Genomic DNA, 18,268 nt, shown 5'->3' on the forward strand with positions numbered 1-18,268 from the left:
CGGGGTTGCCCCCCGTGCCTCAGGCCGTGATGTCCTTCGTCGTGAAGCGCGCCCAGGCCGCGGAGCCGAACACCGCCGCGTACAGCGCCTGGAGCCCGAGGTTGTCCAGCACCCCGTCCCAGTGGAGCGGCTCGCGCAGCAGGTCCGTGAAGGACAGCCAGTAGTGCGTGAAGAGATACGGATGGATCGCGTCCAGCTGCGGGACCGTGTCCAGGATCTGCACCGTGATCAGCAGTCCGACCGTCGTCGCCATCGCCGCGACACCGCTGTTGGTGAGGGTCGAGACGAACAGGCCGATCGCCGCGAGCCCGACCAGCGAGGCCGCCACGACCGCCGCGATCAGCACGGCCCGTACCAGCCCGTCCCCGAAGCCGATCCGCGTGCCCGAGATGGTGGTGACTTCGCCCAGCGGGAAGAGCAGGGCCCCGGTGACCAGCGCTGACACGGCCACGACCAGGGTCGCGACCAGGCAGAAGACCATCGTGGACGTGAACTTGGCGAGCAGCAGCCGGGTGCGTCCGGCCGGGGCGACCAGCAGATAGCGCAGCGTGCCCGCGTTCGCCTCGCCCGCCACCGCGTCGCCCGCGACGACGCCGACGGCCATCGGCAGGAAGACCGGCAGGGTCGCGGCGAGCGCGGCGAAGACGAGGAAGAGACCGTTGTTGGTGATCTGCGCGAGGAAGGCCGGTCCCGCGCCGCCCCCTCCGCCGCCGCCGCCGGCCGGCGAGCCGTCGCCCGTCTCGATCTTCACGGCGATGCCGATGAGCACGAGTACGGCGGCCAGCACCGCCAGCAGCGCGAGCGTGCGCCAGCGCCGGAAGGTGGTGGTCAGCTCGGACCGGAGGAGCCCGAGCGTCCACAGCGGGCTGCGGGCCCGCGGGTTCTCCTGCCGGACCGTCGTTTCAGCCCGCGACATCGAAACCCTCTCCCGTCAGTGCCACGAACGCGTCCTCCAGGGAGGCCCGTTCGACGCCGAAGGACCTCACCCGCACACCGGCCCGCACGAGTGCGGTGTTGAGGTCCGCCAGGTCCGCGTCCCCCGGCGGCAGCTCTCCGGTCACCCGGTCCTCCGCGACCGTCAGGCCGGTGACGCCCAGCTCCTTGAGCACCCGTGCCGCGTCCGCCGTGTCCGGTGTGGTGACGGCGAGCCGTCCGCGCGCACCGGCCGCCAGCTCGGCGACCGGACCCTGGGCGATCAGCCGCCCCCGGGCCATCACCGCCGCGTGCGTGCACACCTGCTCGATCTCGTCGAGCAGGTGCGAGGAGAGGAAGACCGTCGTGCCGTCCGCCGCCAGCTCCCGCACCAGCGAACGGATCTCGCGCATGCCCTGCGGGTCGAGGCCGTTGGTCGGTTCGTCGAGTACGAGCAGCCGGCGCGGCCGGAGCAGCGCGGACGCGAGCCCGAGCCGCTGCTTCATCCCCAGCGAGTACGCCTTGGCCTTCTTGCTCCCCGCAGCCGTCAGGCCCACCCGGTCGAGCGCCGCCGCGACCCGCGCCCGGCGGGTGCGCGGATCGGCCGCCGGGTCGGCGGAGTCGTAACGGATCAGGTTGTCGCGGCCCGACAGGAACCCGTACAGCGCGGGCCCCTCGATGAGCGCGCCCACCTCGGGCAGCACGCTGCGGGCGGCGCGCGGCACGGGTCTGCCGAGCAGGGTCGCCGTACCGGACGTCGGCTCGATCAGGCCCATCAGCATCCGGATGGTGGTCGTCTTCCCCGAGCCGTTGGGCCCGAGGAAGCCGAAGACACTGCCGGCGGGGACGGTGAGATCGAGGCCGTCGACGGCGAGCTGCCCGCCGCGGAAACGCTTGGTGAGCCCACGTGTGTCGATCACGGCCTCACTGTTCACGGCGGACAGCTCCTCCCTCCCGGCTCTGCCTCGTCTGCCCTGTCTTCCCCGCCTGTCCTACTTGGCCGCGTCGGCGGCCCGGACCAGCGCGTCCTTGGTGACCGCGCCGACGTACACCTTGCCGTCGTCCGTCATCAGGGCGTTGACGAGACGGGTTTCGAAGACCGTGCCCGAACCGAACTCACCGGACACCTTGTCGCCCAGCGCGTCCATGAACTGCTGGGCCTGCGGCGGCACATCGCCCGCCTCGGGCGCCTCGGAGCCGGCACCCGCTTCGCCGCCGGGGGACGAGATCTCGGCGACCGAGGTCCAGCCCTTGCCGATGACGTTCAGCCCCTCGAAGTCCTTCAGGCCCTCCTCGCCCTTGAAGTCCTTCCCGAAGTCCTTCTCCCGGGCCTTCGGCTCGTCGTCGCCCTCGGTCACCTTCGCGCCCTTGGGCGGGGTGAACGTGAAGGTGTCCGCGGACGGCTTCCCGAAGTCGACCTTCGTGAAGCCCACGTCGATCGCGGCCTTGCCGCCGCTGCTCGGCGTGAGCGTGAACTTGAGCGGTACGCCGTTCTGCGCGTCGACCGCGACCCGGACGGACCCGACCGTCGAACCGGACTGCTTGGGCTCGACGAGCAGCTGGTACGCGTCCCGGCCGGCGACCTGCGTCGTACCGTCGACCGTCACCGACGTGGTGTCGTCCGCGGCCTTCAGCACCTCCTCGGCCAGCTCCTTCGGCGTCGTCGGGACCCCCTCGGGCAGCTTCTCGGGCCGGCCGGAATCCTTGCCGGAGTCCTTGGCCGAGTCCTTGGCCTCCGCGGGCGCCTTGGTGTGGAAGGCCTCGTTCGAGGCACTGTCGTACGCCCAGACCTCACCGCCGTTGTGAATCAGGCTGTACTCCGCGGCGTCGCCCATGACCGACACCCGCTGCTTGTCCGGGCCGTCGGCCGCGACGCGCAGCGTGTGCGTACCGGAGGCGAGCTCCATCAGCCTGGCCTGCGGATCGGCCGACGAGCCCTCGTCCCCGCCCCGGGGCGCCAGGCTGTCCGCGATGCCGCCCAGGGAGGGGATGCCCAGGTCGGTGCTGATCTTCACGTTGCCGGAGAACTGCTGCGTGTCCGACGCCGCCATCTTCTCGACCAGCTGCTGAGCGGTGATCTTCGGCAGATCGGGGTCGCCGGAGTCGGCGAGCGCCGGGACGAGCCCGATGGTCGCCGCCGCCACCCCCGCCACCGCGACCGGGACGAGGTAACGCGCGGCCTTCCGGCGGCCCGCGGCGAAGTTCCCGTCGGTGGTCTGTGCGCTGTCGTTCGGTGCCATGTGTGCTCTACCTCCGTGGTTGGCGGCCGTCGTCCACTGCACTCGTCCACCCCGCGCCGCCATTCTCACCCGAATCGGTGGGGAGTGGTGGTTCTCATCCGACCAAAACGGCGGGCAGGAAGCGTCAACCCCCAGGATCAACTCCGTCTCCTGCTGCGGGATGACAAAAGGCGGCGGCGCCTCCCCCGTCAGTCAGGGAAGGCGCCGGTCGCCCCGTGCGTCCGTCGGCCGTCCAGATCCTGTCCGGCCGATCACGCAGCCGATCCGGGCACCGGTCCGATCCGGGAGGCCGGGAAACGGGGAAGCGCCGGGCCGCATGATCACTGGCGCGCCGGCCTGGCAGAACAGTGACCAGTGGGTACCGGGGAGCGCGAACGTAAGGTGTACCGACGGCTGCAGCGGCCGGCCCTGAGGTGATCCCGGACGCCGTTCCGGACGGCACGATGCCGTTCGTCGCCGGATACCGTGCCGAGGACGTGGCCGGCGGCTTCTCCCACCGGTACTACACCCCACGGCTCGCCGAGCGGCTCAACGAGGACTGGTACGACCACGACCTCGCCGTCTCCTCGGGTCTTCTCGATGACCGGCGTGAGTTCCTCGTTCAGCTTCCACAGGGCACCCGCACGCACCGGGCCGCCCTGCAGAACCCGCACAGCGACAGTGCCGCACCGGCGCTCCGGACCCGGGTCCGGCTTCTGGCCCACTGGGACATCATGGGCCGGGGCGCGGCATCGGCTTTCCCCGGCATACACGCGGGCCACCCAGGCTTCGCCATGATGGCTCTCGACGGCAGCGTGTACGTCATTGCCTCGACGGGCGGGATCGGCGGTCTCGCACCGCGCTTCAACGCACTACCTGAGAGATACCGCAGGTGGGCCGGCGTGACGCCGGTACGGGGATCAGCCGTCGCGTAGACGATGACCTCGTAGTCGCGCATGTAGTTGGTGTAACCGTGGTGCACGACAGCGTGATCGAAGGTCTCGTCCAGCATCTGTTCGAGTACGGCGGTATCTATACCGCCCTCTACCTCACCCGGCGAGACCTTCGACAACGAGATTCACGGATGTCACACGCCGTTCCCCGGAGACCGACCGGACAAGCCCTAGCCGGCGCGGTGCACCACCGCGTCGCACAGCTCCTCCAGAGCCGACTTCGCGTAGCACCCGGGCAGCGGCGCCAGCGACGCCCTCGCCCCCTCGGCGTACCGGATGGTGTCGCGGCGCGCCTGCTCCAGGGCCGGGTGCGCGCGCAGGCGCCGCAGCACCTCGGCGAGCAGGGCGTCGTCGGTGAGGTCCCCGTCGAGCAGCTCGCACAGCTCGACGTCCTCCGGACGCCCGTGCTCGGCGGCCTGGGCGCGCAGCAGCAGCACCGGCAGCGTGGGGATGCCCTCGCGCAGGTCCGTGCCCGGCGTCTTCCCGGACTCGTGGCTGTCGCTCGCGATGTCGAGTACGTCGTCCGCCAGCTGGAAGGCGGTGCCCAGGCGCTCGCCGTACTGGGTGAGGATGTCGACGACGCTCTCGTCGGCGCCCGACATCATCGCGCCGAAGCGCCCCGAGACCGCGATCAGCGAGCCGGTCTTGCCCGCGATGACGTCCAGGTAGTGCCCGACCGGCTCCTGGCCGTCGCGCGGTCCGGCCGTCTCCAGGATCTGGCCGGTGACGAGGCGCTCGAACGCCTCCGCCTGGATGCGTACGGCTTCGGGCCCGAGGTCCGCCAGGATGTGCGAGGCGCGCGCGAAGAGGAAGTCGCCGGTGAGGACCGCGACCGAGTTGCCCCAGCGGGTGTTGGCGCTGGCGACCCCGCGGCGTACGTCCGCCTCGTCCATCACGTCGTCGTGGTACAGCGTCGCCAGGTGGGTCAGCTCGACGACCACCGCGGAGGGCACGATGCCCGGCGCGTGGGGGTCACCGAACTGGGCGGCCAGCATGACCAGCAGGGGCCGAAACCGCTTGCCCCCTGCCCGGACCAGGTGCTGCGCGGCCTTCGTGATGAACGGAACCTCGCTCTTGGTCGCGTCGAGAAGCCCTTCCTCGACGGCTGCCAAGCCGTTCTGGACATCGGTCTCAAGAGCCTGGTCCCGCACGCTCAGTCCGAACGGCCCGACGACGGTCACGAGGGTTACTCCTGTCTGCTGACGATCACACGGATTGCCGATGTGTCGCTGTCTTCACTCAAGTCAGCGTATCCGGTCAGCTTTCGATCACAGTGAGCGCCTTCCCGTCACCCACACACAGCCCGGGAGACACCGGTATGTCCTCGCTCACCCGGTACGACCAGGAGTAGCCCTTTCGTCCCGCACCGTGTCCGGCACCCATCCCACTGACCCCGGCGACCGGCTTCCCCCAGGAGACGCCGCGCCGGTGGGACCACCGCCTCAAGGGCACGGACACCGGCGTCGTGCCGGAGCCGCTGCCGCGCTCCTGGACCAGCGCGTCGCATCCGCCGAAGACGGTGTACGAGGAGCCGCCGGGCCGGTGGGCCGACGACGCGGCGCGGCCGTCGCCCCACGTCACCACGGCGACGTACGCCTTCCGAAGCGACCCGGTGGCCGTCGCCTCCCCCATGCGGACCGGAATGGACGCCGGACGCTGCCTCCCCGTTCGGCAACGACGCGGACCCGCCGCCGGACCGGCGCGACGGAGGACGTCGCTTTCCGCCTCGACGGCATCGGCCACGGTTCTCCGCCGGGCCACCGCGTCCGCCTCTCCGTCCCGTCGGCGTACCGGCCGTGGAACTGGCCGGCGGATTCGGCGGGGTCCGCGCCCGGGCCGGCGGACCCGGCTGCGCCGTCCCGCCACGGGCCGGGACATGGAGACCACCACGCGCTCCGAAGCCGCGTGCGACGCGGCGGACTTCATCCCGTCCGACGGGGTGAAGTGCCGGGAGGCGGGTGAAACGGCCTTCCACCGGACGTGGGAGAAGCGGATCCCGCGCATGACGCGCCGACGGCTCCGGCCGGCCGGGCCGAAGTCCACCGCCCCGAAGGACGCTGAGCCGGAATTCCCGCCTCCAGCAAGGTCTTTTCGGACATTGCGAACTTTTTAAGCACTGCCGTCGCAGGCGGCTCCCACGTAACGTGTTCCCCCCATGACCTGGAAAGCGAGGCAGCACCGATGCCCGAGCAGAGCCCGCTCGACCTTGCCGAAGGCGACCTCTTCGGCCCGCACAACCTCCCTTACGGCGTCTTCTCCACCGCGGACGAGCCCGAGCGCCGCCGGGTCGGTGTCCGTATCGGCGGCCATGTGCTGGACGCGGGGGCGGCCGCACTCGCCCTGGGCTCTCCGTACGCCGCGCTGCTCGCCCGGCCCACGCTCAACCCGCTGCTCGCGGCGGGGCGTACCGCGTGGCGCGACGTGCGCCGCGCGCTCACCGCGTGGGTGACGAGCCCCGCGCACCGCGCCGACATCGAGCCCCTGCTGCACCCTCTCGCCGCGGTCACGCTGCACCTCCCGTACGACGTCGCGGACTACGTCGACTTCTACGCGAGCGAGCACCACGCCACCAACGTGGGCAGGATCTTCCGCCCCGACGGCGACGCGCTGACCCCCAACTGGAAGCACCTGCCGATCGGTTACCACGGCCGGTCCGGCACGGTCGTGGTCTCCGGCACGGACGTGGTGCGCCCCAACGGCCAGCGCAAGGCGCCGGCCGACCCGGCCCCCGTCTTCGGCCCCTCCGTCAAGCTCGACATCGAAGCGGAGGTCGGCTTCGTGGTCGGCACCCCTTCCCCGCACGGCACGCCGGTCCCGCTCGCGGACTTCCGGGACCACGTCTTCGGACTGTCCCTCCTCAACGACTGGTCGGCGCGGGACATCCAGGCCTGGGAGTACGTCCCCCTCGGCCCCTTCCTCGGCAAGTCCTTCGCCACGTCCGTGTCGGCGTGGGTGACCCCGCTGGAGGCCCTGGACGCGGCCCAGGTGGCGCCCCCGGCCCGCGACCTCCCCCTCCTCCCCTACCTCGACGACTCCGACGAGGAGGAGCCCGGCGGCTACGACATCCGCATCGAGGTGAGGATCAACGGCGAAGTGGTCTCCACTCCCCCCTTCTCCACCATGTACTGGACCGCGGCGCAGCAGCTGGCCCAGATGACGGTGAACGGCGCGTCGCTGCGTACGGGCGACCTCTTCGGCTCCGGCACGGTCAGCGGTCCCGAGGTGAACGAACGCGGCTCCCTCCTGGAACTGACCTGGAACGGCCGCGACCCGATCGAACTCCCCACCGGCAAGCGGACGTTCCTGGAGGACGGCGACGAGGTCACGATGACGGCATGGGCCCCCGGCCCGCACGGCACCCGCGTCGGCCTGGGCGAAGTGACGGGCCGCATCGCCCCCACGCCCTGACACACCCCCGACCGGACGGGCCAAGCCCCAGACCCCGGAGGCGTCCGGCGGCCGTGCCCCAGACCCCGGAGGCGCTGGACATTCCAGCCCCTCCGGGGTCGAGGAGCGGGGTCCGGGGCGGAGCCCCGGGAGCAGCGCCCCCGGCTCACCCGGCCCGTCCGGCGGGTGAGCCGGGGGCTGGGGCGGAGCCCCGGTTGCGGGAGGAGGCGGGGCGGGGAGAGAAGCCCCCTACGCCGACCCTACGGCTCCGGCTCGTCCCAGTCCGGCTCCGCGCCCCAGTCCCAGTCCGCCGCGTCCGCGTCGGCAACCCGCGCCGCACCCGCCGCCCCGGCCGGGGCCGAGGAAGCCGGGGCCGAAGGGGCCGACGAGGCCACCGGGGCAGAAGGGGCCGCAGGGGCTACTGGGGCCGCAGGGGCCGCAGGATCTCCAGGGCCCGCCGGGCCCTCCACCCCGCCCAGCGAGGCCAGCACCTCCAGCACCCCTTCCCCGTACGTGGCCAGCTTCTTCTCGCCGAGCCCGGCGACACCGCCCAGCTCCGCCACCGACCCCGGTCGCACCGTCGCGATCTCGCGCAGGGTCGCGTCGTGGAAGATCACGTACGCCGGTACGCCCTGCTCCCGCGCCTGCTCCGCGCGCCACGCCCGCAGCGCCTCGAAGACCGGCACCGCCTCCGTCGGCAGGTCCGCCTTGGCGGCCGCCGCCTTCGCCCTGCGCTCGCCCTTCGCGGACCCGGACCGCGCGGCCGGGACCGGCTTCGCCTCCTTGCGCAGGCGCACCTCACGCTCCCGGCTCAACACCGACGCGCTCTCGTCCGTCATGACCAGCGTGCCGTACTCACCCTCGACCGTCAGCAGGCCCTGTGCCAGCATCTGCCGCACCACGCCCCGCCACTCCGCCTCCGCCAGCTCCTCGCCGATGCCGAAGACCGACAGCTGGTCGTGGTCGAACTGGATCACCTTGGCGGTCTTGCGGCCCAGCAGGATGTCGATGATCTGGCCCGCCCCGAACTTCTGCCTGCGCTCCCGCTGCAACCGCACGATCGTGGACAGGACCTTCTGCGCCGCCACCGTCCCGTCCCACGTCTCGGGCGGGGTCAGGCACGTGTCGCAGTTGCCGCAGGCGGCCGCCTCGGGGTCCTGCCCGAAGTACGCCAGCAGTTGGGCCCGCCGGCACTGCGCGGTCTCGCAGAGTGCGAGCATCGCGTCCAGGTGGGAGGCGGCCCGCCGGCGGAACGCCTCGTCGCCCTCGCCGCTCTGGATCATCTTGCGCTGCTGCACCACGTCCTGGAGGCCGTACGCCATCCAGGCCGTCGACGGCATCCCGTCGCGCCCGGCACGGCCCGTCTCCTGGTAGTAGCCCTCGACCGACTTCGGCAGGTCGAGGTGGGCGACGAACCGCACGTCCGGCTTGTCGATGCCCATGCCGAAGGCGATGGTCGCCACGACCACCAGGCCCTCCTCCCGCAGGAACCGGGACTGGTGCGCGGCGCGCGTCCCTCCGTCGAGCCCCGCGTGGTACGGCACGGCCTCGATGCCGTTGCGGCAGAGGAACTCCGCCGTCTTGTCGACCGAATTGCGCGAGAGGCAGTAGACGATGCCCGCGTCCCCGGGGTGTTCCTCCCGCAGGAAGGACAGCAGCTGCTTCTTCGGGTCGGACTTCCCCACGATCCGGTACTGGATGTTGGGGCGGTCGAAGCTCGCCACGAAGTGCCGGGCCTGCGGCATCCCGAGCCGCTGGGTGATCTCGCGGTGGGTGGCGTCCGTCGCGGTCGCGGTGAGCGCGATCCGCGGCACCTCCGGCCACCGCCGGCCCAGCACCGACAGGTTCAGGTAGTCCGGCCGGAAGTCATGGCCCCACTGGGCCACGCAGTGCGCCTCGTCGATCGCGAACACCGAGATCTTGGCCCGGCCGATCAGGTCCAGGGTGGAGTCCAGGCGCAGCCGCTCCGGTGCCAGGTAGAGGAGGTCCAGCTCCCCGGCGAGGAACTCCGCCTCCATCGCGCGCCGCTCGTCGAAGTCCTGCGTGGAGTTGATGAACCCGGCCCGCACACCGAGCGCCCGCAGCGCGTCGACCTGGTCCTGCATGAGTGCGATGAGAGGGGAGATCACGATGCCCGTACCGGGCCTGACCAGCGCGGGGATCTGGTAGCACAGCGACTTTCCGCCGCCGGTCGGCATCAGCACGACCGCGTCCCCGCCGGCCACCACATGCTCGATGACCGCGGCCTGCTCACCGCGGAACGCCTCGTACCCGAAGACGCGGTGCAGCGTCTCCAGCGCGTCGCTGCGCGTCACCTCGCCGGCCTCGACCATGCCACCCGTCCCGTTCATCGCTCTGTCCCCCGTGCGTACCGTGCCCGGCTCCCCACGATAGGGGCACCCACTGACACCCCCGCCCGAAAACCGCCGCCCGGCACCCCTGCGAGGAGGGGCACCGGGCGGCGGTCGTGCCGTACGGGAGGCGGCACACGGTCAGCGCACGAAGACCCCCGCCTGGCCGGCCAGGTCCAGGAAGTACTGCGGTGCGAGACCGAGCACCAGCGTCACCGCGACGCCCGTCCCGATCGCCACCATCGTCAGCGGCGACGGCACGGCGACCGTCGGGCCGTCCGCCTTCGGCTCGCTGAAGAACATCAGGACGATCACCCGGATGTAGAAGAACGCGGCGATCGCCGACGAGACCACACCGACCACGACCAGCACCCCGGCGCCGCCCTCGGCCGCCGCCTTGAAGACCGCGAACTTCCCCGAGAAGCCCGACGTCAGCGGGATACCGGCGAAGGCCAGCAGGAACACCGCGAAGACGGCGGCCACCAAGGGCGAACGCCGCCCCAGCCCCGCCCATTTCGACAGGTGCGTCGCCTCGCCGCCCGCGTCGCGCACCAGCGTGACCACGGCGAAGGCGCCGATCGTCGTGAAGGAGTACGCCAGCAGGTAGAAGAGGACGGCCGAGACGCCCTCGCCCGTGGTCGCGATCACACCGGCCAGGATGAATCCGGCGTGCGCGATCGACGAGTAGGCCAGGAGCCGCTTGATGTCGGTCTGGGTGACCGCGACGATCGCGCCGCCCAGCATGGTGACGATCGCGATGCCCCACATCACGGGGCGCCAGTCCCAGCGCAGGCCCGGCAGCACGACGTACAGCAGCCGCAGCAGCGCGCCGAAGGCCGCCGCCTTGGTCGCCGCCGCCATGAAACCGGTGACCGGGGTCGGAGCGCCCTGGTAGACGTCCGGGGTCCACATGTGGAACGGCACCGCGCCGACCTTGAAGAGCAGGCCCATCAGGATCATCGCGGCGCCGATGAGCAGCAGCGCGTCGTTGCCCATGGTGGCGGCGAGCGCCGGGTCGATCTGCCGGACCGTGCCGTCGACGACGCTCGCGATCCGCGCGTACGAGAGCGAGCCCGCGTACCCGTACATCAGCGCGATGCCGAAGAGCAGGAACGCCGACGAGAAGGAGCCGAGGAGGAAGTACTTCACCGCGGCCTCCTGCGACATCAGCCGCTTGCGGCGGGCGACGGCGCACAGCAGGTACAGCGGGAGCGAGAAGACCTCCAGCGCCACGAACAGCGTCAGCAGGTCGTTGGCCGCCGGGAACACGAGCATCCCGGCGATCGCGAAGAGCGCGAGCGGGAAGACCTCGGTCGTGGTGAATCCGGCCTTGACCGCGGCCTTCTCACTGTCACTGCCGGGTACGGACGCGGCCTGGGCCGCGAACGAGTCGACGCGGTTGCCGTGCGCGTCCGGATCGAGCCTGCGCTCGGCGAAGGTGAACACGGCGACCAGCGAGGCCAGCAGGATCGTGCCCTGGAGGAAGAGCGCCGGACCGTCGACCGCGATGGCGCCCTCCGCCGCGATCTGCGCCTTCGTGGTGCCGTATCCGCCGGCCGCGAGCGCCACGACCGCCGCGAAGGCGGCGGCGAGGGCGACGACCGACAGGAACAGCTGCGCGTAGTACCGGGCCTTGCGCGGCACGAAGGCCTCGGCGAGTACGCCGAGCACCGCCGCGCCGACGACGATGAGCGTCGGCGACAGCTGCGCGTACTCGATGTGCGGGGCCGTGAAACCGCCCTCGGCGGCGGGCGCCGCGACCGTCGTCCACAGACCGTGGACAGCTGATGCGCTCACTTGGCCGCCTCCGCTTCAATCTCGGGGGTGGGGTCCGTCTTACGGACGTCGTTCATGGTGTGCTGCACGGCCGGGTTGACGATGTCCGTCAGCGGCTTGGGGAAGACGCCGAGGAGCAGCAGCAGCGCGATCAGCGGGGCGACGACCACCAGCTCACGGGCCTTGAGGTCGGGCATGGACCGCACCTCGGCCTTGACCGGGCCCGTCATCGTCCGCTGGTAGAGGACCAGGGTGTAGAGAGCGGCGAGGACGATGCCCAGGGTCGCGATGACGCCGGCCACCGGATACGCCGCGAACGCGCCGACCAGCACCAGGAATTCACTGACGAAGGGTGCCAGCCCCGGCATGGACAGCGTCGCGAGACCGCCGACCAGGAAGGTGCCCGCGAGCACCGGGGCCACCTTCTGCACCCCGCCGTAGTCGGCGATGAGCCGCGAGCCGCGCCGCGAGATCAGGAACCCGGCCACCAGCATCAGCGCGGCGGTCGAGATTCCGTGGTTGACCATGTAGAGCGTCGCGCCCGACTGGCCCTGGGACGTCATCACGAAGATGCCCAGGATGATGAAGCCGAAGTGCGAGATCGACGCGTACGCGATCAGGCGCTTGATGTCGCGCTGGCCGACGGCGACCAGCGCGCCGTAGATGATGCTGATCAGCGCCAGCACGAGGATGGCGGGCGTCGCCCACTCGCTGGCGTTGGGGAAGAGCTGGAGGCAGAAGCGCAGCATCGCGAAGGTGCCGACCTTGTCGACGACCGCGGTGATCAGCACGGCGACCGGGGCGGTCGCCTCTCCCATGGCGTTGGGCAGCCAGGTGTGCAGCGGCCACAGCGGCGCCTTCACCGCGAACGCGAAGAAGAAGCCGAGGAACAGCAGCCGCTCCGTGCTGGCCGCCATCTCCAGCTCGCCGCTCGCGCGCGCCTCGGCGATCTCCGCGAGCGAGAAGGACCCGGCGACCACGTACAGCCCGATGACGGCGGCCAGCATGATGAGTCCGCCGGCCAGGTTGTAGAGGAGGAACTTGACGGCGGCGTACGAGCGCTGGGCCGCCGCCGCCCCGTCGGTGCCCGCGTGCGCCCGGTCCCCGAAGCCGCCGATGAGGAAGTACATCGGGATGAGCATGGCTTCGAAGAAGATGTAGAAGAGGAAGACGTCGGTGGCCTCGAAGGAGATGATCACCATCGCCTCGACCATCAGGATCAGGGCGAAGAAGCCCTGGGTCGGCCGCCACCGCGAGGACTTCGTCTCCAGGGGCTCGGCGTCGTTCCAGCCGGCCAGGATCACGAACGGGATCAGCAGGGCGGTCAGCGCGATCAGCGCGACGCCGATGCCGTCCACGCCCAGCTCGTACCTGACTCCGAAGTCCGGGATCCAGGCGTGGGACTCGGTGAGCTGGTAGCGGTCGCCGGCGGGATCGAAGCGGACGGCCACCAGGGCGGCCAGGACGAGCGTGGCGAGTGAGAAGAGCAGCGCCAGCCACTTGGCGGCGGTGCGGCGGGCGGCCGGGACGGCGGCGGTCAGGACCGCGCCGACCGCCGGGAGCGCCGCCGTGACCGTCAGAAGGGGAAAGGACATCGTGATCAGACCGCCCTCATCAGCAGGGTCGCGGCAATGAGGATCGCCGTACCGCCGAACATCGAGACCGCGTACGAGCGGGCATAGCCGTTCTGCAGCTTGCGCAGCCGGCCGGAGAGCCCGCCGACCGAGGCGGCCGTACCGTTGACCACCCCGTCGACCAGGGTGTGGTCGACGTAGACCAGGGAGCGGGTGAGGTGCTCGCCGCCGCGGACCAGGACGACGTGGTTGAAGTCGTCCTGGAGGAGATCGCGCCGGGCGGCGCGGGTCAGCAGCGAGCCGCGCGGGGCGACGACCGGGACGGGCCCCCGGCCGTACTGGGCATACGCGGCCGCGACGCCGATCAGCAGGACGGCGACCGTCATCGCGGTGATCAGCGGCACGCTGATCGGCGGGTGCGGGTGCTCGAACTGCGTCACCGGCTCCAGCCAGTGCGCGAACCGGTCGCCGATGCTGAAGAACCCGCCCGCGAACACCGACCCGAAGGCGAGCACGATCATCGGGACCGTCATCGACCGGGGCGACTCGTGCGGGTGCGGCTCCCCATGGGCGCCGTGCGTCTGCGCGGCGGGCTCGACGTCCGGCTCCGCCGGGGAAGCGGTCGCCGTGTTGCGCCACCGCTCCTCGCCGAAGAACGTCATCAGCATCACGCGCGTCATGTAGTACGCCGTGATGCCCGCGCCCAGCAGGGTCACGGTGCCGAGGATCCAGCCCTGCGCGCCGCCGGAGGCGAACGCCGCCTCGATGATCTTGTCCTTCGAGAAGAAGCCGGACAGTCCCGGGAAGCCGATGATCGCGAGGTAGCCGAGCCCGAACGTCACGAACGTCACCGGCATGTACTTCCGCAGGCCGCCGTACTTCCTCATGTCGACCTCGTCGTTCATGCCGTGCATGACCGATCCGGCGCCGAGGAAGAGGCCCGCCTTGAAGAAGCCGTGCGTCACCAGGTGCATGATCGCGAAGACGTAGCCGATCGGGCCGAGGCCCGCCGCCAGGATCATGTAGCCGATCTGCGACATCGTCGAACCGGCCAGCGCCTTCTTGATGTCGTCCTTCGCGCAACCGACGATCGCACCGAAGAGGAGCGTGACCGCGCCGACCGTCACGACGGCCAGCTGCGCGTCGGGGGCGGCGTTGAAGATCGCGCCGGATCGGGTGATGAGGTAGACGCCCGCGGTCACCATGGTGGCGGCGTGGATGAGGGCCGAGACCGGGGTCGGGCCCTCCATCGCGTCACCGAGCCACGACTGGAGCGGCACCTGCGCCGACTTGCCGCACGCGGCCAGCAGCAGCATCAGCCCGATGGCCGTGAGCCTGCCCTCGCCGGTGTCCCCGTTCGCGGACGCCTCCAGGACCGGCCCGAAGGTGAAGGTCCCGAAGGTGGTGAACATCAGCATGATCGCGATGGACAGGCCCATGTCGCCGACACGGTTGACGATGAACGCCTTCTTGGCCGCCGTCGCCGCACTGGGCTTGTGCTGCCAGAAGCCGATGAGCAGGAACGACGCCAGGCCGACGCCCTCCCACCCGACGTACAGCAGCAGGTAGTTGTCGGCGACGACCAGCAGGAGCATCGCCGCGAGGAAGAGGTTCAGGTAGCCGAAGAAGCGGCGCCGGCGCTCGTCGTGCTCCATGTAGCCGATCGAGTAGATGTGGATCAGCGTGCCCACACCGGTGATCAGCAGCACGAACGTCATCGACAACTGGTCGAGCTGGAAGGCGACGTCCGCCCGGAAGTCCCCGACGGGAACCCAGCTGAACAGGTGCTGGCGCATCGTCCGCGCCTCGGCGTCGTACCCCAGCATCGCGCCGAACAGCACCACGCCGACCACGAACGAGGCCGCCGCGAGCAGCGTGCCGATCCAGTGGCCCGCGCGGTCGAGCCGCCGGCCGCCGCACAGCAGGACCGCCGCTCCGAGCAAAGGCGCTGCGACGAGCAGCGCAATCAAGTTCTCCACGATTCTTGCGACCCCTTACAGCTTCATCAGGCCGGCGTCGTCGACCGAGGCCGAGTGGCGGGACCGGAACAGCGACACGATGATCGCGAGACCCACCACGACCTCGGCGGCGGCGACGACCATCGTGAAGAACGCGACGATCTGGCCGTCGAGATTGCCGTGCATCCGGGAGAAGGCGACGAACGCGAGGTTGCAGGCATTGAGCATCAGCTCGATGCACATGAAGACGACGATCGCGTTCCGCCGGATCAGCACACCCGCCGCGCCGATGGTGAACAGCAGCGCCGCGAGATACAGGTAGTTGACCGGGTTCACTTCGCGACCTCCGATTCGTCCTGGCCGCGCCCGGACTCATGGCCGGACTCGCGGCCGAGCCGCTCCGCGGCGCGCTGCTCCAGCGCCTTCAGGTCGGCCATCGCCTCGCTCGACACGTCGCGGATCTGACCGCGCCCGCGCAGCGTCTTGTTGACCGTGAGCTCGGACGGCGTGCCGTCCGGCAGCAGGCCGGCGATGTCGACCGCGTTGTGCCGGGCGTACACACCGGGGGCGGGCAGCGGCGGCAGGTGCTTGCCGCGTACGCGCTCCTCGGACATCTCCCGCTGCGTCTTCGCGCGCTCGGTGCGCTCGCGGTGCGTGAGCACCATCGCGCCGACGGTCGCCGTGATGAGCAGGGCGCCGGTGAGCTCGAAGGCGAAGACGTACTTGGTGAAGATGAGCTCCGCGAGGCCCTCGACGTTGCCGCCGGAGGCGGCGTTGGCCCTGCCGAGCCCGTTGAAGGTGGACAGCGAGGCCTGCCCGATGCCGGCGATCAGCAGGACGCCGAAGCCGAGGCCGCACCCCGCGGCCAGCCAGCGCTGGCCCTTGATCGTCTCCTTCAGGGAGTCCGCGGCCGTGACGCCGACCAGCATGACCACGAAGAGGAACAGCATCATGATCGCGCCGGTGTAGACGACGATCTGGACGACGCCGAGGAAGTACGCACCGTTGGCGAGGTAGAAGACGGCCAGGATAATCATGGTCCCGGCCAGGCACAGCGCGCTGTGCACCGCCTTCTTCATGAGGATGGTGCACAGGGCCCCGACGACGGCGATCGTGCCCAGCACCCAGAACTGCACGGCCTCACCGGTCGAAGTGGCCGAGGCGGCAAGCGTGTTCATCCCCCGATCACCTTCTTCGACATCGGCTCGTCCTCGCCGAAGGTCGACGCGGCCTCCTGCGGCCGCTCGCCCCTGCTCAGCGCCACCTGCCGCTCCGTGCCCGGCGCGGCCTCGGTGACCAGGCCCCGGTAGTAGTCCTGCTCGTCCATGCCGGGGAAGACCGAGTGCGGTGCCTCGACCATGCCTTCGTCCAGACCGGCGAGCAACTGCTCCTTGGTGTAGATCAGCGACTCGCGACTGCTGTCGGCCAGTTCGAACTCGTTGGTCATCGTCAGCGCGCGGGTGGGGCACGCCTCGATGCACAGGCCGCACAGGATGCAGCGGGCGTAGTTGATCTGGTAGACGCGGCCGTACCGCTCACCCGGGGAGTAGCGCTCCTCGTCCGTGTTGTCCGCGCCCTCGACATAGATCGCGTCGGCCGGGCAGGCCCAGGCGCACAGCTCGCACCCGACGCACTTCTCCAGGCCGTCCGGATGGCGGTTGAGCTGGTGCCGCCCGTGGAAGCGCGGCGCTGTCGTCTTCTGCTGCTCCGGGTACTGCTCGGTCAGCCGCTTCTTGAACATGGCCTTGAAGGTCACGCCGAAGCCGGCCACAGGATTCTGGAAATCAGACACCGTCGGCCTCCTTTCCGTCACTTGTAGTGTCCGGCCCACCACTGACAATCAGCTCGCGCTCGTGGCGCGGCCGCCTGCGGGGCACCGGCGGCAGCTCCTGCCCCGGCAGCGGAGGTACCGGGAAGCCGCCCGCCATCGGGTCGAAGGCGGCCGGCTGTGCCGCGTCCCGCGCCGCCTCCTCCTTCTCCTTCTTGTCGCGGAAGATGTCGGCGACGAAGGAGAGGAGCAGGATCGCGACGATCGCTCCGGAGACGTAGAGCACGATGTTCTGGAATTCCATGTTCTCGTTGCGCATCGCGCGCACCGTGGCGACCAGCATCAGCCAGACCACCGAGACCGGGATCAGGACCTTCCAGCCCAGCTTCATCAGCTGGTCGTAGCGCACGCGTGGGAGCGTGCCGCGCAGCCAGATGAAGAAGAACAGCAGCAGCTGGACCTTGACGACGAACCAGAGCAGCGGCCACCAGCCGTGGTTCGCACCCTCCCAGAAGGTGCTGATCGGGTACGGGGCCCGCCAGCCGCCCAGGAACAGGGTGACCGAGACCGCCGAGACGGTGACCATGTTGACGTACTCGGCCAGCATGAACAGCGCGAACTTGATCGACGAGTACTCGGTGTTGAAGCCGCCGACCAGGTCGCCCTCGGACTCCGGCATGTCGAAGGGGGCGCGGTTCGTCTCGCCCACCATCGTGACGACGTAGATGATGAAGGACACCGGCAGCAGGATGATGAACCAGCGGTCCTCCTGCGCCTCCACGATCGCCGAGGTCGACATCGACCCCGAGTAGAGGAACACCGAGGCGAAGGCCGCGCCCATCGCGATCTCGTACGAGATCATCTGCGCGCAGGAGCGCAGGCCGCCGAGGAGCGGGTACGTCGATCCGGACGACCAGCCCGCGAGCACGATGCCGTAGATGCCGACGGAGGCGACCGCGAGGATGTAGAGCATCGCGATCGGCAGGTCGGTCAGCTGCATCGTGGTGCGCTGTCCGAAGATCGAGACCTCGTTGCCGGCCGGGCCGAACGGGATGACCGCGATGGCCATGAAGGCCGGGATCGCCGCGACGATCGGAGCGAGGACGTAGACCACCTTGTCCGCGCGCTTGACGACCACGTCCTCCTTGAGCATCAGCTTGACGCCGTCCGCGAGGGACTGGAGGAGACCCCAGGGGCCGTGCCGGTTGGGGCCGATGCGCAGCTGCATCCAGGCGACGACCTTGCGCTCCCAGACGATGGAGAAGAGCACGGTGATCATCAGGAAGGCGAAGCAGAAGACCGCCTTGACGGCGACGAGCCACCACGGGTCGCGGCCGAACATGGACAGGTCCTCGGCCGCGAGGAACATC

14 protein-coding genes and 1 pseudogene are annotated in these 18,268 nt (G+C 70.5%); 3 read left to right on the forward strand and 12 right to left on the reverse strand.

The window, feature by feature from the left end:
- Positions 1–19 precede the first annotated feature (19 nt).
- From BN1555_RS13430 to BN1555_RS13440, 3 genes are read right to left on the reverse strand one after another with little or no spacing between them, the layout of a single operon-like run.
- Positions 20–916 (reverse strand): ABC transporter permease, encoded by an 897-nt coding sequence (locus BN1555_RS13430; RefSeq protein WP_093799604.1) that lies wholly within the window; start codon positions 914–916, stop codon positions 20–22.
- The gene (locus BN1555_RS13435; protein WP_093799605.1) at positions 903–1,856 is read right to left on the reverse strand and encodes an ABC transporter ATP-binding protein; all 954 of its coding nucleotides are present in this window, start codon (positions 1,854–1,856) and stop codon (positions 903–905) included. The genes BN1555_RS13430 and BN1555_RS13435 overlap by 14 nt, the downstream gene beginning before the upstream one ends.
- Positions 1,857–1,904: 48 nt before the next feature.
- Positions 1,905–3,152 carry a LolA family protein gene (locus BN1555_RS13440; protein WP_093799606.1) on the reverse strand — a complete coding sequence of 416 codons (1,248 nt, stop codon included), beginning with the start codon at positions 3,150–3,152 and terminating at the stop codon, positions 1,905–1,907.
- A 443-nt stretch (positions 3,153–3,595) separates the two neighbouring features.
- On the opposite strand from BN1555_RS13440, the gene BN1555_RS13445 reads away from it, so the two are divergent.
- Positions 3,596–4,066, forward strand: coding sequence for a hypothetical protein (locus BN1555_RS13445; protein WP_176710031.1), 471 nt, complete (start codon positions 3,596–3,598; stop codon positions 4,064–4,066).
- 188 nt (positions 4,067–4,254) lie between these two features.
- Here the strand turns inward: BN1555_RS13445 and BN1555_RS13450 are convergent, their stop codons facing one another.
- The gene (locus BN1555_RS13450) at positions 4,255–5,265 is read right to left on the reverse strand and encodes a polyprenyl synthetase family protein (RefSeq protein ID WP_093799607.1); all 1,011 of its coding nucleotides are present in this window, start codon (positions 5,263–5,265) and stop codon (positions 4,255–4,257) included.
- 200 nt (positions 5,266–5,465) lie between these two features.
- Here BN1555_RS13450 and BN1555_RS40305 point away from each other — a divergent pair.
- A pseudogene (locus tag BN1555_RS40305) lies at positions 5,466–6,197 on the forward strand (hypothetical protein); the annotation flags it as partial.
- 68 nt (positions 6,198–6,265) lie between these two features.
- Positions 6,266–7,492 carry a fumarylacetoacetase gene (fahA, locus tag BN1555_RS13460; protein WP_093799609.1) on the forward strand — a complete coding sequence of 409 codons (1,227 nt, stop codon included), beginning with the start codon at positions 6,266–6,268 and terminating at the stop codon, positions 7,490–7,492.
- A 239-nt stretch (positions 7,493–7,731) separates the two neighbouring features.
- On the opposite strand, the gene recQ is transcribed toward fahA, so the two are convergent.
- The 8 genes from recQ to nuoH form a co-directional block, all read right to left on the reverse strand.
- Entirely contained in the window at positions 7,732–9,822 is a 2,091-nt protein-coding gene (gene recQ, locus BN1555_RS13465; protein ID WP_093799610.1) for a DNA helicase RecQ, read from the reverse strand.
- A 141-nt stretch (positions 9,823–9,963) separates the two neighbouring features.
- A complete protein-coding gene (gene nuoN, locus BN1555_RS13470) occupies positions 9,964–11,619 on the reverse strand; it encodes an NADH-quinone oxidoreductase subunit NuoN (protein WP_093799611.1) in 1,656 nt (551 codons plus the stop codon).
- Positions 11,616–13,193 (reverse strand): NADH-quinone oxidoreductase subunit M, encoded by a 1,578-nt coding sequence (locus BN1555_RS13475; protein WP_093799612.1) that lies wholly within the window; start codon positions 13,191–13,193, stop codon positions 11,616–11,618. The genes nuoN and BN1555_RS13475 overlap by 4 nt, the downstream gene beginning before the upstream one ends.
- Before the next feature lie 5 nt (positions 13,194–13,198).
- A complete protein-coding gene (gene nuoL, locus BN1555_RS13480) occupies positions 13,199–15,151 on the reverse strand; it encodes an NADH-quinone oxidoreductase subunit L (protein ID WP_093799613.1) in 1,953 nt (650 codons plus the stop codon).
- 15 nt (positions 15,152–15,166) lie between these two features.
- Positions 15,167–15,466 (reverse strand): NADH-quinone oxidoreductase subunit NuoK, encoded by a 300-nt coding sequence (gene nuoK, locus BN1555_RS13485; RefSeq protein ID WP_093799614.1) that lies wholly within the window; start codon positions 15,464–15,466, stop codon positions 15,167–15,169.
- On the reverse strand, positions 15,463–16,308 hold the full coding sequence (locus BN1555_RS13490) for an NADH-quinone oxidoreductase subunit J (protein ID WP_093799615.1): 846 nt from the start codon (positions 16,306–16,308) through the stop codon (positions 15,463–15,465). Before BN1555_RS13490 ends, nuoK begins: the two co-directional genes overlap by 4 nt.
- Entirely contained in the window at positions 16,305–16,943 is a 639-nt protein-coding gene (gene nuoI, locus BN1555_RS13495) for an NADH-quinone oxidoreductase subunit NuoI (protein WP_093799616.1), read from the reverse strand. Before nuoI ends, BN1555_RS13490 begins: the two co-directional genes overlap by 4 nt.
- A complete protein-coding gene (gene nuoH, locus BN1555_RS13500) occupies positions 16,915–18,267 on the reverse strand; it encodes an NADH-quinone oxidoreductase subunit NuoH (RefSeq protein ID WP_093803371.1) in 1,353 nt (450 codons plus the stop codon). The genes nuoI and nuoH overlap by 29 nt, the downstream gene beginning before the upstream one ends.
- Position 18,268: the final 1 nt, after the last annotated feature.

Origin of the sequence: Streptomyces sp. Wb2n-11, assembly GCF_001049855.1 — a bacterium.
Taxonomy (GTDB): domain Bacteria; phylum Actinomycetota; class Actinomycetes; order Streptomycetales; family Streptomycetaceae; genus Streptomyces; species Streptomyces altiplanensis.